This is a genomic window from Streptomyces sp. NPDC050388, from assembly GCF_040655635.1.
Lineage (GTDB): Bacteria > Actinomycetota > Actinomycetes > Streptomycetales > Streptomycetaceae > Streptomyces.
In genome coordinates, this window is record NZ_JBFAKH010000032.1 from 1 (window position 1) to 15,683 (window position 15,683).

11 protein-coding genes are annotated in these 15,683 nt (G+C 72.9%); 5 read left to right on the plus strand and 6 right to left on the minus strand.

Translation table 11 applies throughout. From position 1 onward, the window contains the following. Together AB0I73_RS19825 and AB0I73_RS19830 are read right to left on the minus strand one after the other, a co-directional pair. On the minus strand, nt 1-651 hold a 651-nt coding region (locus AB0I73_RS19825), incomplete at its 3' end, for a maltotransferase domain-containing protein (RefSeq protein ID WP_363039043.1). A 284-nt stretch (nt 652-935) separates the two neighbouring features. After that, nucleotides 936-2,207, minus strand: a complete 1,272-nt coding sequence (locus tag AB0I73_RS19830) for a S8 family peptidase (RefSeq protein WP_363039045.1) — start codon at nt 2,205-2,207, stop codon at nt 936-938. 306 nt (nt 2,208-2,513) lie between these two features. Between AB0I73_RS19830 and AB0I73_RS19835 the strand changes: the two genes are divergently transcribed. Continuing rightward, the gene (locus AB0I73_RS19835; RefSeq protein ID WP_363039047.1) at nt 2,514-5,192 is read left to right on the plus strand and encodes a glycosyltransferase family 1 protein; all 2,679 of its coding nucleotides are present in this window, start codon (nt 2,514-2,516) and stop codon (nt 5,190-5,192) included. Between the two features lie 42 nt (nt 5,193-5,234). Here the strand turns inward: AB0I73_RS19835 and AB0I73_RS19840 are convergent, their stop codons facing one another. From AB0I73_RS19840 to AB0I73_RS19855, 4 genes are all read right to left on the minus strand, one after another. Then, nucleotides 5,235-5,756 (minus strand): DUF1990 domain-containing protein, encoded by a 522-nt coding sequence (locus tag AB0I73_RS19840; protein ID WP_109381237.1) that lies wholly within the window; start codon nt 5,754-5,756, stop codon nt 5,235-5,237. 135 nt (nt 5,757-5,891) lie between these two features. Further along, nucleotides 5,892-7,580: a M4 family metallopeptidase gene (locus tag AB0I73_RS19845; RefSeq protein ID WP_363039050.1), complete on the minus strand. Its 1,689-nt coding sequence runs from the start codon at nt 7,578-7,580 to the stop codon at nt 5,892-5,894. A gap of 387 nt (nt 7,581-7,967) precedes the next feature. Then, on the minus strand, nt 7,968-9,830 hold the full coding sequence (locus tag AB0I73_RS19850; RefSeq protein ID WP_363039052.1) for an ABC transporter ATP-binding protein: 1,863 nt from the start codon (nt 9,828-9,830) through the stop codon (nt 7,968-7,970). Continuing rightward, the gene (locus AB0I73_RS19855) at nt 9,827-11,674 is read right to left on the minus strand and encodes an ABC transporter ATP-binding protein (RefSeq protein WP_363039053.1); all 1,848 of its coding nucleotides are present in this window, start codon (nt 11,672-11,674) and stop codon (nt 9,827-9,829) included. Before AB0I73_RS19855 ends, AB0I73_RS19850 begins: the two co-directional genes overlap by 4 nt. A gap of 205 nt (nt 11,675-11,879) precedes the next feature. Between AB0I73_RS19855 and AB0I73_RS19860 the strand changes: the two genes are divergently transcribed. The 4 genes from AB0I73_RS19860 to AB0I73_RS19875 are packed head-to-tail and all read left to right on the plus strand — an operon-like array spanning nt 11,880 to nt 15,663. Next, nucleotides 11,880-12,821 carry an ABC transporter ATP-binding protein gene (locus AB0I73_RS19860; protein ID WP_363039055.1) on the plus strand — a complete coding sequence of 314 codons (942 nt, stop codon included), beginning with the start codon at nt 11,880-11,882 and terminating at the stop codon, nt 12,819-12,821. After that, on the plus strand, nt 12,818-13,579 hold the full coding sequence (locus tag AB0I73_RS19865) for an ABC transporter permease (RefSeq protein WP_363039057.1): 762 nt from the start codon (nt 12,818-12,820) through the stop codon (nt 13,577-13,579). Before AB0I73_RS19860 ends, AB0I73_RS19865 begins: the two co-directional genes overlap by 4 nt. A gap of 16 nt (nt 13,580-13,595) precedes the next feature. Beyond that, on the plus strand, nt 13,596-15,008 hold the full coding sequence (locus tag AB0I73_RS19870; RefSeq protein ID WP_363039059.1) for a sensor histidine kinase: 1,413 nt from the start codon (nt 13,596-13,598) through the stop codon (nt 15,006-15,008). Beyond that, nucleotides 15,001-15,663 carry a response regulator transcription factor gene (locus AB0I73_RS19875; protein ID WP_363039061.1) on the plus strand — a complete coding sequence of 221 codons (663 nt, stop codon included), beginning with the start codon at nt 15,001-15,003 and terminating at the stop codon, nt 15,661-15,663. Before AB0I73_RS19870 ends, AB0I73_RS19875 begins: the two co-directional genes overlap by 8 nt. Nucleotides 15,664-15,683 lie beyond the last annotated feature (20 nt).

Genomic DNA, 15,683 nt, shown 5'->3' on the forward strand with positions numbered 1-15,683 from the left:
CAGGGGCATCGGGTCGCCGGGGGTGACCAGTTCCCGCAGCGGGTGGCGGGCCAGGACCGCGTCCACCTCCGGCGTCAACGCCGCCGCCAACCGGGAAGCCGTCGGCCGCCGTTCGTCGCGCAGCGCGTCCGCCGCGTCGAGGAGGACGCCCCGTTGGTCCGGCTCCGGTGCTTCGGCCGCCGCCCGTTCGTGGAGCAGGGCGCCCTCCTCCAGCACCAGCTCCGTGTCCGTACCCGCCGGGATCTTGATCCGCGCGTGGCGGCGCCAGGTCGTGATGGGGTCGCCCCACGCCTCCACGGTGTACGTCCAACGCCCCGTCGCGTCGGCGCGGACGGTCGCCCCCCACCGGTCCGTGCCCGGCGCCAGCTCCCGCATCGGGATGAACGGCCCGGGTCGGCCCTCGGGGTCCTTCAGGACGACGTTGGCGGCCACCGCCTCGTGCCCCTCACGGAACACGGTGGCCGTCACCTCGAACGTCTCACCGACGACGGCCTTCGCCGGCAGGCGTCCCTGACGGACCATCGGCCGGACGTCGAGGACGGGGATGCGCCCCAGGGAGGTCGAGTTCGCCGCGGCCGGTGGGGGCGTTCCGGCAGCGGGCTTCGGAGAAGGTGTCGGAGGGGCCGACGACGAATGATGCGTGGCGGGCATGACCGCTCCTGTCCGCGTCAACGTGGGTGGGCGGATGACTGTGGGGAGGTGGGTCCTGCTTGATGCTGCGTGGGGTTCCTGAGGGGTGTACCGCAGGAGCCTTCCCACACTGTTCGGGTGGGCAATCCGGCGCTTTGTTAACTACCCGCGCGTATGTCGACATACAAGAACCGGCCCCGTCCGCGCGGGACGGAGCCGGTCCTCGGGAGGCCCGCTCCCGGGCCCTCGCCCGCCTCCCCGCCGGTGCCCGGGTGGTCGTGGCGCGAGGGTCCGACAGGTACGCACTACCGAGTCGGCGTCCGGAGCAGCCGGTTCGGCGAGCCGAGCCCGCGGTCGCTCACCTTCCCGCCAGTCGCCTCCCTGACCAGTGCGTTCGCCACCTGCGCCGGGGTGACCCGCCGATGCTCGGCGAGGTACAGCGCCGCCGCGCCCGCCGCGTGCGGGGACGCCATCGACGTACCCGAGGCGGTGACTTGCCCGGTGTCGCTCACCGCCGACGCCGAGGTGATGGACACCCCCGGGGCGAACAGATCGAGGGCGGATCCGTGGTTGGAAAAGGCCGGTTTCTTGTCCTGCCGGTCGGTCGCGCCCACCGTGATCGCCTGCTTCACACCCGCGGGTGAGTACAGGGCCGCCGCTGTTCCCTCGTTTCCCGCGGCGACCGTGTAGCTGACGCCGGACGCGATGGACTTCCTTACGGCGTCGTTCAGTTGGGCGTTGTGGAAGCCGCCGAGGCTGAGATTGGCGACCGCGGGCCTGACCGCGTTCCGGGTCACCCAGTCGATGCCCGCGATCACCTGGGCCGTGGTGCCCGAGCCGTTGTCGTCGAGCACGCGGACGGAGACGATCCTGGCCCGCTTCGCGACGCCGTGGGTCTTCCCCGCGATGATGCCGGCCACATGGGTGCCGTGGCCGTTGCCGTCCTGGGCGGTCCGGTCGTTCTGGACGAAGTCCCAGCCGTGCCGGGCCCGGCCGCCGAAGTCGTGGTGCGATATTCGTACGCCGGTGTCGATGACGTAGACCGTCACCCCCGCGCCCGCCGTGGCCGGCGTGGTGTACCGCTCGTCCATCGGCAGGTCCCGCTGGTCCACGCGGTCCAGTCCCCAGGACGGCGGGTGCTGCTGCGTGTTGTTCGGTGTCTTCTGCGGTTCCTGCGGTTCCTGCGGTTTCTGCGGTTCCTTCGGCGTACCCGGCGTCCAGGCCGGCGTCACCCGGGTGTCCTGGGTGACCGAGGCGACCCGGGGGTCGGCCGCGAGCCGCGCGGCCTCTCTCGCGTCGGCCCGGATGGCGTAGCCGTTGAGCACGGTGCCGTAGGTATGGCTGATTCTCGCCCCGTGGCGCTGCACGAGATCCCTGCCGACGGCCGAGCGTGCCGCGGTCCCCTTCTCCAGTGTCACCAGGTAGCTGCCGGTCACGGAGCCGGGTGCCCCGGCGCCGGATATCCGCCCCTCAGGCGCGGCGTGCGCGGGCAGGGTCGCGGCCGAGACCGTCGCGGTACACAGGACCGCCGCCATGACCCCCGCCCGGCGCAGACGCCGCGTTCGCGTCCGTGCCATGGTCCGAGTTCCCCTCCTTGACTCCGCGAACGGCGAATCGGCGTACGGCGTCGCGGGCCGGGCGCACCCGGCCCGCGACGCCGTACGCCACCGTGGCAGCGTCTCGTGCGGAACGAAGTGCCACAAGGACGCCTGCGGGTGGGGAATCGGCCATATCCGTCATGAGGCGAATCGTTCGGGCCGGGGTACGGCGGGGCCGGATCGCCCGGCTTCCAGCGTGGAGGGCGTCCCCGCCGGTACTGTCGTGCGCGACGACCGGACGCACACAGCCGTCCTTCCGCACCGCGACTCGCGCCGAGGTGGAACTTGAAGGCGATCCGTCGATTCACCGTCCGACCCGTTCTCCCCGACCCCCTCCGGCCCCTCAGTGAACTGGCCCGGAACCTGCGCTGGTCCTGGCACACGCCGACCGGCGACCTGTTCCGCTCCGTCGACCCCGAACGCTGGGCCGCCTGCGGCCGGGACCCCGTACGGCTGCTGGGCAGTGTGCCGCCGGGCCGGCTCGTGGAACTGGCCGGGGACCGCCCGTTCCTGGACCGTCTCGACGCCGTCGCGGACGACCTGCACACGTACATGACCGGCGACCGCTGGTACCAGGACCAGTCCGGCTCCCGGTCGCAGGGTGACCGACTGCCCGCAGCCATCGCCTACTTCTCCCCGGAGTTCGGCATCACGGCCGCCCTTCCGCAGTACTCCGGCGGGCTCGGCATCCTCGCCGGCGACCACCTCAAGGCCGCCAGCGACCTCGGCGTCCCGCTGATCGGCGTCGGTCTGCTCTACCGGCACGGCTACTTCCGCCAGTCGCTGTCCCGGGACGGCTGGCAGCAGGAGCACTACCCCGTCCTCGACCCCCACGAGCTGCCCCTCGCCCAGCTCAAGGAACCCGACGGCACCCCCGCCCTGGTGATCCTCGCGCTGCCCGGCGGCCGCTCGCTGCGCGCCCGGATCTGGCTGGCCCAGGTGGGCAGGGTCCCGCTGCTCCTGCTGGACTCCGACGTCGAGGAGAACGACCTCGGCGAACGCGGCGTCACCGACCGGCTCTACGGCGGCGGCAGCGAGCACCGCCTGCTCCAGGAGATGCTGCTCGGCATAGGAGGGGTCAGGGCGGTGCGCGCGTACTGCAGGCTGACCGGGCACGCACCGCCCGAGGTGTTCCACACCAACGAGGGCCACGCCGGTTTCCTCGGCCTGGAGCGCATCGCCGAACTGCGCGCCGAAGGACTGGAGTTCGGTCCCGCGTTGGAGACGGTCCGGGCGGGGACCGTGTTCACCACGCACACCCCCGTACCGGCCGGCATCGACCGTTTCGACCGTGAGCTGGTCGCCCGCCACTTCGGCCCCGACGCCGAACTGCCGGGCATCGAGGTCGACCGCGTCCTCCGGCTCGGCATGGAGACGTACCCCGGCGGCGAGCACAACCTCTTCAACATGGCCCTCATGGGCCTGCGTCTGGCCCAGCGCGCCAACGGCGTCTCCCTGCTGCACGGCAGGGTCAGCCGCGAGATGTTCGCCGGGCTCTGGCCCGGATTCGATCCCGAGGAGGTGCCCATCACCTCCGTGACCAACGGGGTGCACGCGCCGACCTGGGTCGCCCCCGAGGTGCTCCGGCTCGGTGCCCGGCAGATCGGCGCCGAGCGAGCCGAGGAGGCGCTGACCGTCGGCGGCTCGGACCGCTCGGACCGCTGGAACTCCGTCGGCGACATCCCCGACGAGGACATCTGGGAGCTGCGCCGGTCCCTGCGCTCGCTGCTGGTGACGGAGGTGCGGGAGCGGCTGCGCGCCTCGTGGCGGCAGCGCGGCGCGGGGACGGCGGAGCTCGGCTGGATCGACCGGGTGCTCGACCCGGACGTGCTGACCATCGGCTTCGCCCGGCGGGTCCCCTCGTACAAGCGGCTGACGCTGATGCTGCAGGACCGGGACCGGCTGACGAACCTGCTGCTGCACCCCGAGCGGCCGGTGCAGATCGTGGTCGCGGGCAAGGCGCACCCGGCGGACGAGAGCGGCAAGCGGCTCATCCAGGAGCTGGTCCGGTTCGCCGACGACCCGCGGGTGCGGCACCGGATCGTCTTCCTGCCCGACTACGGCATGGCGATGGCGCAGAAGCTCTACCCCGGCTGCGACATCTGGCTGAACAACCCGCTGCGGCCGCTGGAGGCGTGCGGGACCAGCGGCATGAAGGCCGCCCTCAACGGCTGCCTCAACCTCTCGGTGCTGGACGGCTGGTGGGACGAGTGGTTCCAGCCCGACTTCGGCTGGGCCATCCCCACCGCGGACGGGTCGGGTGGGGGCGCCCCCACGCTTTCGGCAGCGGGGGACGACCCGGACCGGCGCGACGCCCTGGAGGCCGCCGCACTGTACGACCTGCTGGAGCAGCGGATCACGCCGCGCTTCTACGAGCGCGGTGAGAGCGGGTTGCCCGACCGGTGGCTGGAGATGGTCCGGCACACCCTGAGCCTGCTCGGCCCGAAGGTGCTGGCCGGCCGCATGGTCCGCGAGTACGTCGAGCGCCTGTACGCGCCCGCCGCGCGCGCCCACCGGGCGATGGGACCCGACCGTGCGCGCGACCTCGCCCGGTGGAAGACCCGGGTGCGCGCCGCCTGGCACGGCGTGAGCGTCGACCACGTCGAGACGTCCGGGACGACGACGGCCACCGCGGAACTCGGCACCACCCTCGCGCTGCGGGTGCGCGTCGGTCTCGGCGACCTCGATCCGGACGACGTCGAGGTCCAGGCGGTCTCCGGGCGGGTGGACGAGGAGGACCGCATCACCGGCGCGACGCCCGTCCCGCTGAAACCGGTGGGGGCCGCCGACCTGGAGGGCCGCTGGGTGTACGAGGGTCCGCTCTGCCTGGACCGCACCGGGCCCTTCGGCTACACGGTCCGTGTCCTGCCCAGCCATCCGCTGCTGGCGTACGGCACGGAGATGGGTCTGGTCGCGGCCCCCTCGGAGGACGTCCTGGGGGCGGCGGGGCTGCTGATGCGGTAGGCCGCCGGCCCGGCGGACGGACGTCGGGTGAGGCGAAGGGCCTCAGAACTCCTCGAGGCCCTTCGTGGCCAGGCGCCGCAGCACCGTGCCGCAGCGGCGGGCGTAGGCGTGCTGCATTCCGCGGACCGCCGGGCCGGCCGCCCGGGCGTACCAGCGGGCCGCCTTGCTGAACGCGGAGACGGTCAGCCACACCGTTCCGTCACCGGTGCGGTGCACGACGAAGGCCTCCTCGCCGCACTCCGGGTGACCGGGCAGGGTGCCGTACGCCCAGCCGGCCCTGCGGGGTTCCTCCAGCGTCCAGACCACCCGGCACGGCGCCCTGACCACCCCGGCGAGCGTGACGGTGACGTCGACACCGGGCGCAGCGCGGTCGGCGGTGGTGTCGATGCCGACGCCCAGGGCCCGGTGCAGCTCCCAGGTGAGCACCGCCTCCGCGCCCTGGCGGAAGACCGCCTCGCCCTCGCCGAGGCGGGTGCGCACGTGCAGGGGGTGGAACCCGGGAGGGCAGAAACCCGGTTCACGGGTCGCGCCGACGTGGTCGTAGGTGAAGTCCGCCGAAGACATGGGACCCAAGGGTAGGACGGCCCCGCACACCCGGTGGCACGGGGGCGCCCGCACCGGAAGATTCGACTCCGGTGCGGGCGCCCCCGTGCCGCGCACGGCGGGCCCGCGGCCTGCCGGCCGCCCGGCCCCGCGTCCTCAGCCGCCGGCGCGGGCACCGACGTTGACGGCGGCCCAGGCGTTCTGCACCGCCTTGTACTCGGCGCTGTTCGTGCCGTACAGCTCACCGGTCGCCGCCAGGGTGCCGGTGCGGGCGCCGGCGTAGTTGGTGGTCGAGGTGAACTTGGTGGTCAGCGCGCGGAACCAGATCTTCTCCGCCTTGGCACGGCCGATGCCGGTGACCGGCAGCCCGTCCGAGGTGGGCGAGTTGTAGCTGACGCCGTTGATGGTCTTGGCTCCGCTGCCCTCGCTCAGCAGGTAGAAGAAGTGGTTCGCGGGACCCGAGGAGTAGTGCACGTCGATCGAGCCGAGCCCGGAGTACCAGGAGTCCTTGGACGAGCCGTCCTTGCTCGGCCTGTCCATGTAGCGCAGCGGGGTGCCGTCGCCGCGGATGTTGATCTCCTCGCCTATGAGGTAGTCACCGACGTCCGAGGAGTTGCCGGCGTAGAACTCCACCGTCGCGCCGAAGATGTCGCTGGTCGCCTCGTTGAGGCCGCCGGACTCCCCGCTGTAGCGCAGGCCGGCGGTGTTCGAGGTGAGGCCGTGGGTCATCTCGTGGGCCGCCACGTCGATCGAGGTCAGCGGGTTGGCGTTGCCCGATCCGTCGCCGTAGGTCATGCAGAAGCAGCTGTCCGACCAGAAGGCGTTGACGTAGTTGTTGCCGTAGTGGACCCGGGAGTAGGCGCCCGTGCCGTTTCCGCGGATGCCGTTGCGGCCGTGCACGTTCTTGTAGTAGTCCCAGGTCAGCGCGGCCCCGTAGTGGGCGTCAGCGGCGGCCGACTCCGCGTTGGACGGGCTGCCGTTGCCCCAGACGTCGTCGGAGCCGGAGAACAGCGTGCCGGTGCCGGAGGTGCCGCGGTTCAGGTTGTACGTCCTGTGGTTGCCGCGCGCCCCGTCGGTGAGGTTGTACGACGATCCGGACCGGGTGGTGGTCAGGTCGACGGTGCCGCTGTAGACGGTGTGGCCGGTTCCGTTCTGGACTGCCTGCCACTCGTACAGCTTCTCGCCCGTGGTGGCGTCGGTGACGACGTGCAGTTCCTGCGGGGTGCCGTCGTGCTGGAGCCCGCCGACGACGGTCTCGTACGCGAGGGTCGGGGTACCGTCCGCGGCCCAGACGACCTTGCGCGGGGCGCCCTCGACGCCGGGGCTCTTGGCGTTCTCGGCCTTCGCGGCGCCGAGGGCCTGCTGCTCCGCCTTGGCGGCGGGCACCGCGGCCTTGGTGGTGGCGGGCTTCACCGAGGCCCGGGTGGCCTTGACCACGGACTCGGCCGTGCCGGCCCGTTCGCCCTGGACGACCAGGTCGCCGCCGAGGACGGGCAGGCCGTCGTAGGTGCGCTCGTAGCGGACGTGGACGGTGCCGTCGCGGTCCTTGAGGACGTCACGGACGACGAGCTGCTCCTTCGCGCCCAGGCCGAGGTCCGCGGCGGTGTCCGCCTTGGTGGCGTTCGCCTCGCGGATCAGCTCGGCGCGCTGGGCGGGGGTGAGCCGGACCGACTCGGCGCCCGGGTTCGCCCGGCTCGCGGCCGAGGGGGTGTCGTCCGGGGCGGCGGTGGCGCTGCCGGACTGCACGGCCGTGGCGACCAGGGCGGCGACCCCGGCGAGGGCGAGGGCGGCGGTGCGGCGGCGGGCGGTGTGGGGGGTGCGTCCGTGGGAGGACCTGCTTCTCAACACTGACTCCTTCTGCGCGGCCGCGGGTTGTGCGGCCAGGGGAGACCGGCCGACTGGTGAGCCGGCCGGGCAGAACAGGGCGGTACGCGGTACCACGTGCTGCTGTGCTGGAGCGATGGCCGGGGCACGACGGTTCGGTGGCGCTGTGGGGTTGTCGCGCGGTGGCCGTGGGAAGAGTCGCAGGAGACCGCACTCCTTGTCAGGAGCGCGTCATAACATTGGCCGGAAACAGTCCGTTGTCCGAGAGTTCGGGTTCGATAAACGGAGCGTTTCGCCGGTGTGGCGCCGGTGCGGCCGGCGACGGCAGCGGTCCCGCGCCTGCCCGCTTCTTCACGTACGTCTACTTCACGTGCGTCTGCGCTTACTTCACGTGCGTCTGCGCTCCCGTTACGCCAGGCTGTCCCGCCAGGCGCGGTGGAGGTCCGCGAAGCGGCCGGTGCCCGCGATGAGTTCGGCCGGGGCGCCGTCCTCCACGATGCGGCCGTGTTCCATCACCAGGACGCGGTCCGCGATCTCCACGGTGGACAGGCGGTGGGCGATCACCACCGCCGTACGCCCCCGCAGGACCGTCGCCATCGCCCGCTGCACCGCCCGCTCGCCGGGGATGTCCAGGGAGCTGGTCGCCTCGTCCAGGATCAGTACGGCCGGGTCGGCGAGCAGGGCCCGGGCGAAGGCGACGAGTTGGCGCTGGCCGGCCGAGATGCGGCCGCCGCGCTTGCGCACGTCGGTGTCGTAGCCGTCGGGCAGGGCGGCGATGAAGTCGTGCGCGCCGATCTCCTTCGCGGCCCGCTCGATCTCCGCACGGGTGGCGTCCGGGCGGCCGATGGCGATGTTCTCGGCGACCGTGCCGGAGAACAGGAACGCCTCCTGCGTCACCATGACCACTCCGCGACGCAGTTCGGGTCCCGCGAGGTCGCGCAGGTCGACGCCGTCCAGCAGGACCCGGCCGTCGGTGGGGTCGTAGAAGCGGGCGAGCAGTTTGGCCAGCGTCGACTTGCCCGCGCCGGTCGAGCCGACGACGGCGACGGTCTGCCCGGCCGGGAGGGTGAGGTCGAAGCGTGGCAGCACCTCGCCGCCGGTGCGGTACGCGAAACGGACCGAGTCGAAGACGACCTCGCGCCCCGGGTGCCGCGACGGCGCCTCCGGAAGCCCCTGGGGGTCCGCGGGCTCCGGCACGGACGGGACCTGCGCCAGGAGTCCGGCGATCTTCTCCAGCGAGGCGGCCGCCGACTGGTACGCGTTGAGGAACATGCCCAGCCGGTCGATCGGGTCGTACAGCCGCCGCAGGTACAGCACCGCCGCCGCCAGCACACCGAGCGCGAGCGTCCCGTCCGCGACCCGGTAGGCACCCCACAGCACGATCAGCGCGACCGTCGTGTTGGCGACCACCCGGGAACCGACGACATAGCGGGCCATCTCCAGCAGGGCGTCCCCGTTGGTCCGCTCGTGCCGCCGGTTCAGTGCGCGGAAGTCGGCGTCGTTGGCGGCCTCGCGGCGGAAGGCGCGCACCGGGCGGATGCCGTTCATCGTCTCGACGAACTTCACGATCACCGCGGCGATCGCCGTCGACCGCTGCCGGTACACCTCCGTGACGCGCCGCCGGTACGACCGTACGAGTGCGTACAGCGGGACGAAGGACGCCGCCGCCATCGCGCCGAGCCCGAGGTCCAGCCAGAGCAGCAGCACCGAGACGTAGACGCAGGACACGACGACCGTGACCAGCTCCTGTAGGCCCTCCTCCAGCAGCTCCCGCAGCGACTCGACGTCCGTGGTGGAGCGGGAGATGAGCCGGCCCGAGGTGTAGCGCTCGTGGAAGTCGACGCTGAGCGCCTGCGCGTGCCGGAAGATCCGGCCGCGCAGATCCAGCAGCACGTCCTGGCTGACCCGGGCGGCGGTGGCGATGAACGCGTACTGCAGCACACCGCCCGACGCCGCACACAGCAGATAGCCCACCGCGACCGCGATCAGCGGCCCGTGGTCGGCGGACCGGAACGCGGGCACGCCCCGGTCGATCGCGTACGCCACCAGCAGCGGGCCCGCCTGCACCGCCGTCTGCTGGAGCAGCAGCAGGAGCGCGGTGAGGGCGACCCTGCCCCGCATCGGGGCCAGCAGGGAGCGCAGCAGGACGCCGGTGGCGCCCGGGGGAGCGGGCAGTACGTCCTGGTCGAAGGGGTCGCCGGCCTGCGGGGGGCGTGACTCGCCGTTCTTGCCGTCCTCGTCCCGAGCGGGCGCGGTGGGGGCCGCCGTCATCGCTGGTTCTCCTGTTCCCCCGCCGGGTCGCCGGCCATGAGGTGGGCGTACTCGGGGTGGGTGCGCAGCAGTTCGTGGTGGGTGCCGACCGCCGTGATCCGGCCGCCGGAGAGCAGGGCGACGCGGTCGGCCAACAGCACCGTGGACGGGCGGTGCGCCACGATCAGCGCGGTGGTGTCGGCGAGCACCCGGCGCAGGGCGGCCTCGACCGCGGCCTCCGTGTGCACGTCGAGCGCGGACAGCGGATCGTCCAGCACCAGGAACTCGGGCTGCCCGACCACCGCGCGGGCCAGCGCGAGACGCTGCCGCTGCCCGCCGGAGAGACTGAGCCCCTGCTCGCCGACCTGGGTGTCGGCGCCCTGGGGCAGCGCGTCCACGAAGTCGGCCTGCGCCACGCCCAGCGCCCGCTCCAGCTCGGCCTTCCCGGCCCCGGGCCCCGCGCCCATCAGCACGTTCTCCCCGACCGCGGCCGAGAACAGGGTGGGCTCCTCGAAGGCGACGGAGACCCTGCTGCGCAGTTCCTCGCGGGAGAGCGCGGTGATGTCCGTGCCGTTCAGGGTGATCCGCCCCGAGGTCGCCTCGTGCAGCCGCGGGACCAGGGCGGTGAGCGTGGTCTTGCCGCTGCCGGTCGCACCGACCAGGGCCATCGACTCACCGGGCCGGATGTGCAGGTCGACACGGTCGAGGACGGGCGGGGAGCCGGAGGGGGCGTCGGGGTAGCGGAAGGTGACGTCGTGGAAGCGCAGCCCGCCGTCACCGCCCTCGGGAGTGACCGATGTCCGTGCGCCGTCGGGGCCCGGGGACTCCTCCTCGGCGTCCATCACCTCGAAGTACCGCTCGGTCGCGGTCGCCGCCTCCTGGCTCATCGCCAGCAGGAAGCCGATCGAGTCCACGGGCCAGCGCAGCGCCAGGGCCGTCGACAGGAACGCCACCAGGGTGCCCGCGGACAGGTCCCCGTCGGCCACCCGCATGGTCCCCAGCACCAGTGTCGTGCCGATGGCCAGCTCAGGGAGCGTCACGATGACGCTCATGATGGAGGCCAGCAGCCGGGCCTTGTGCAGCTCCGTCCCGCGCAGCTCCTTCGCCAGCTCCCGGAACGCCCGCGCCTGGCTGCGGTGCCGTCCGAACCCCTTGATGACGCGGATGCCGAGCACGCTCTCCTCGACGACCGTCGTCAGGTCGCCGACCTGGTCCTGGGCGAGCCGGGACGCCTTGGAGTACCGCTTCTCGAAGGCCACGCAGATGACCATCACCGGCACGGCCGGCACCAGGACCACCAGTCCCAGAGCCCAGTCCTGGATCAGCATGATGATCACACCGACAAGGATCGTCACCCCGTTGACCAGAAGGAACGTCAGCGGGAAGGCCAGGAACATGCGCAGCAGCATCAGGTCCGTGGTCCCCCGGGACAACAACTGCCCCGACGGCCACCGGTCGTGGAACGCCACCGGCAGCCGCTGCAGACGCCGGTACAGGTCCGCCCGCATCCCCGCCTCGACCCCCGACAGCGGGCGCGCCACCAGCCACCGCCGGAACCCGAACAGCAGGGCCTCCGCGAGCCCGAGCAGCAGCAGGTACAGCGCGCCGAGCCACACACCCGCCGGGTCCCGGTCGGCGATCGGACCGTCCACCATCCACTTCAGGACCAGCGGGATGACCAGGCCGATGCACGAGGCGAGGATCGCGATGAAGGCGGCGGTGAACAGCCGCGCCCGCACGGGCCGTACGTACGGCCACAGGCGCAGCAGCGTACGGACGGTGGATCGTGCTTCGGGTGCTTCGGGTGCTTCGGGCGCTTCGCGCGTTTCGAGAGGCGGGGGCGCGGGTGGGGATGTCGTGGCCATCAGCAGTGAGCCTACGGAACGCAACTGACACTGCCCACCGAGTTTTGACCGGGCCGGACTCGGTCTTCGGACCTACGACCTGCGGCTCCGGTCGCCCGTACGGGGAGACCGGGGGAGTCGTACCACCCCATCAGCCGATCGGTCGATGCGTCTCGAGCGTGACGGCCGATGTACGGGCACCCCACTCACCGGGACGCTTGGTGCCATGCCCGTCATAGAAGTCACCGATCTGCGCAAGTCCTACGGGGGCCGGCCCGCCGTGGACGGCGTCTCCTTCACGGTCGAGGAGGGCGAGATCTTCGGCGTCCTCGGCCCCAACGGCGCCGGCAAGACGACCACCGTCGAATGCGTCGAGGGCCTGCGCGTCCCCGACGCGGGCCGCGTCCGCGTCACCGGCCTCGACCCGGTCGCCGACCACGGGCAGGTCGCCCAGGTCCTCGGCGCCCAGCTCCAGCAGAGCCGGCTCCAGGCCAAGATCACCGTCCGCGAGGCCCTGGAGCTGTACGCCGCCTTCCATCCGCGGCCCGCCGACTGGCGGCCCCTGGCCGAACGCCTCGGCCTGACCCCCCACCTGAACAGCCGCTTCGGCAAGCTCTCCGGCGGGCAGCAGCAACGCCTGTCCATCGCGCTCGCCCTCATCGGCGACCCCCGGATCGTCGTCCTCGACGAACTCACCACCGGACTGGACCCCCGAGCCCGCCGCGACACCTGGCAGCTCATCGAGGACATCCGTGCGAACGGCGTCACCGTCCTGCTCGTCACCCACTTCATGGAGGAGGCCCAGCGCCTCTGCGACCGGATCGCGGTGATCGACAAGGGCAGGGTGGCCGCCCTGGACACCCCGGCCGGGCTGATCCGCCGCTCGGCGGGCGCCACCGCCATCAGCTTCACGCCCTCCGCGCCCCTGGACGAACACGAGCTGAACGGCCTGCCCGGCCTCGCCTCGATCGAGCACCAAAGCGGTCGCGTCACCCTGTCCGGCACGGACGAGACCGTCAACGCCGTCATCACCCTCCTCGCCCGCACCCGTGTCACCGCCCACCAGCTCCGGGTCACCGACGCCACCCTGGACGACGCGTTCCTGGACCTGACCGGGCAGACCGACACCACGCCCGAGCCCGCCGCCACCGAGGAGGTCCAGGCATGACCGCTTCCGTCCCCACCCCTGTCCTCAACGCAGCCGTCCTGCGCAGCGAGATCCGCCTCTTCCGCCGTGAGCCCGGCGGGATCTTCTGGGTCCTGCTCTTCCCCACCCTCCTGCTGGCGATCCTCGGCTCCATCCCGTCCTTCCGCGAGGCCGACCCGTCCTTCGGCGGACTGCGCCCGGTGGACGCGTACGTCCCGGTCGCCGTGCTGCTCGGCCTGCTCGTCGGCGGTCTGCAGGGCATGCCGCAGACCCTCACCGGCTACCGCGAACACGGCATCCTGCGCCGGATGGCCACCACCCCGGTACGGGCCACGGCCCTGCTCGGCGCGCAGATGCTGGTGCACGGCGGGGCCGCCCTGCTCTCGGCGCTGCTCTCGCTCACCGTCGGCCGGCTGGCCTTCGGCGTGCGGCTGCCCCGCCAGCCCCTCGGCTATCTCCTCGCGCTGCTCCTCGCCGTGCTCGTCGCCCTCGCCCTGGGCGCCGTGCTCTCCGCGCTGTCCCGCACGACGAAGATCGCGGGCGCGGTGGGCTCCGCCGCGCTGTTCCCGGCGATGTTCTGCGCGGGGGTGTGGCTGCCGGTGCAGGCCATGCCGGACCTGCTCGCCGACATCGTCGGCTGGACCCCGTTCGGCGCCGCCGCCGAGGCGCTGAACCAGGCCGCCGCCGGCACCTGGCCCGGCTGGACCCACCTGGCCGTCCTGGTGGCCTGGACCCTGCTGCTGACGGCCGCCGCCGCACGCTGGTTCCGCTGGGAGTGAGCGGATGGCCGGGCGGGTGGCCGAGTACACAGAGCACACCGAGCACACCGAGCACACCGAGAACGCCGAGAATGGAGCCATGTCGGACGGGGCGGGGACAAGCGGGCACCGGTCTGAGGGCGGGGTGTCCGCGTGGGGGATCAAGCCCCGGGCGTCCGCGCGGGTGACCGGGAAGGGTGCCGTGCCGGACGGGGCGGTCGAGCAGCGCTGGGCGGTGTTCCACCGCTGGGGGCCGTACGTGCTGCTCGCGGCCGGCACCCTGCTGTCGGTGGCGGCCGCCGACGGTGGCGGCATGACCGGCGGTGAGCGGTGGGCGAGCGGTGTGCTGGTCGTCGTGGCCGCCGCCCTGCAACTGGCCTGGGGCAGCGCGGAGCGCCGACGCCCCGGGCCGTCCACCGAGAGCGCCTGCTACTACGCCGTCCGCTGGGCCGTCGGGTTCGCGCTCACCTGGCTGAACCCGCTGTTCGCCTTCTACGCGGCCATCGGCTACTTCGGCGTCGGGCGCCAGCTGCCGAGACGACTGGTCCGGTGGGGCCTGCTCGCCACCGCGGTGACCACGGCGGGCTCACAGTCCGGCGGGCTGCCGCCGCGCGGGGGACTGGGCTGGGTGTTCTTCGGGGCGGTCCTCCTGGTCAACGTCCTGCTGGTGGCCCTGTTCGCCCACTTCGGCGAACTGGAGGAGGACCGCACCCGCGCGCAGGCCACCACCATCGCCGAACTGGAGCGCACCAACGCCGCGTTGCAGCAGGCCCTCGACGAGAACGCCGCCCTGCACACCCAACTCCTCGTCCAGGCACGGGAGGCGGGGGTCGCCGACGAACGCAGGCGGCTGGCCGCCGAGATCCACGACACCCTCGCCCAGGGCCTGACCGGCATCATCGCCCAGCTCCAGGTCGTCGCGAACACCCGCGACCCCGAACTGGCGCGCGTCCACGTGGTGCGGGCCACCGACCTGGCCCGCGAGAGCCTCGGCGAGGCCCGCCGCTCCGTGCACAACCTCGCCCCGGTCGCCCTCGACCGGGACGGACTGCCGCAGGCCCTGGAGAAGACGGTCGCGGAATGGGGCGAACGCACCGGGGCCCGCGCCGACTGCACGGTCACCGGCACCGCCGAGCCCCTCCACGAGGAGGTCGCCGCCACCCTGCTGCGGATCGCCCAGGAAGCCCTGTCCAACGCCTCCCGGCACGCCCGCGCCACCCGGGTCGGCGTCACGCTCTCCTACATCGGCGAGGAGGTCACCCTGGACATCCGCGACGACGGCCGGGGCTTCGACCCGCGGGTGCGCCCCGCCCGCACCGGCAGCGGCGGCTTCGGCCTCGACGGGATGCGCGCCCGCGCGGAGCGCATCGCGGGCTCCCTCACCGTGGAGTCCGAGCCCGGCCACGGGACGGCGGTGTCGGCTCGCGTACCGTTGGTCCGCCATGACTGACACCCCGGCCACGACGGACCCCCCGGCCGTCTCCGTACTGATCGTCGACGACCACCCCGTCGTACGGGACGGCCTGCGCGGCATGTTCGAGTCCGCGCCCGGCTTCCGCGTCCTCGGCGAGGCGGCGAACGGCGTCGAGGCACTGGAACGGGCCGCCGCCCTGGACCCGGACGTCGTGCTCATGGACCTGCGCATGCCGGGCGGTTCGGGCGTGGACGCCATCCGGGAACTGTCCCGCCGGGGCGCACGGGCCAAGGTGCTCGTCCTGACCACCTACGACACCGACTCCGACACCCTGCCCGCGATCGAGGCGGGCGCGACCGGCTATCTGCTGAAGGACGCGCCGCGCGAGGAACTGTTCACGGCCGTGCGGGCGGCGGCCGAGGGACGTACGGTCCTCTCCCCGGCGGTGGCCTCCCGTCTGGTCTCCGCGGTCCGCTCCCCCCGCGCCTCCGGCGGCGAACCGCTGTCCGCGCGGGAGCGCGAGGTCCTCGGCCTGGTCGCCCGGGGCACCTCCAACCGTGAGATCGCCCGCGAACTCTTCATCAGCGAGGCGACCGTGAAGACCCACCTCACCCACCTGTACGCCAAACTGGGTGCCAAGGACCGCGCCGCGGCCGTGGCGGCCGCCTACGACCGCGGCATCCTCGGCTGACCGCGCCGCCCCGTTCCCCT

Coding starts and splice junctions, on each gene's coding strand:
- AB0I73_RS19830 (WP_363039045.1), bottom strand. CDS start 2,207: ATGGCACGGACGCGAACGCGGCGTCTGCGCCGGGCGGGGGTCATGGCG.
- AB0I73_RS19840 (WP_109381237.1), bottom strand. CDS start 5,756: ATGTCTTCGGCGGACTTCACCTACGACCACGTCGGCGCGACCCGTGAA.
- AB0I73_RS19850 (WP_363039052.1), bottom strand. CDS start 9,830: ATGACGGCGGCCCCCACCGCGCCCGCTCGGGACGAGGACGGCAAGAAC.
- AB0I73_RS19855 (WP_363039053.1), bottom strand. CDS start 11,674: ATGGCCACGACATCCCCACCCGCGCCCCCGCCTCTCGAAACGCGCGAA.
- AB0I73_RS19860 (WP_363039055.1), top strand. CDS start 11,880: ATGCCCGTCATAGAAGTCACCGATCTGCGCAAGTCCTACGGGGGCCGG.
- AB0I73_RS19865 (WP_363039057.1), top strand. CDS start 12,818: ATGACCGCTTCCGTCCCCACCCCTGTCCTCAACGCAGCCGTCCTGCGC.
- AB0I73_RS19875 (WP_363039061.1), top strand. CDS start 15,001: ATGACTGACACCCCGGCCACGACGGACCCCCCGGCCGTCTCCGTACTG.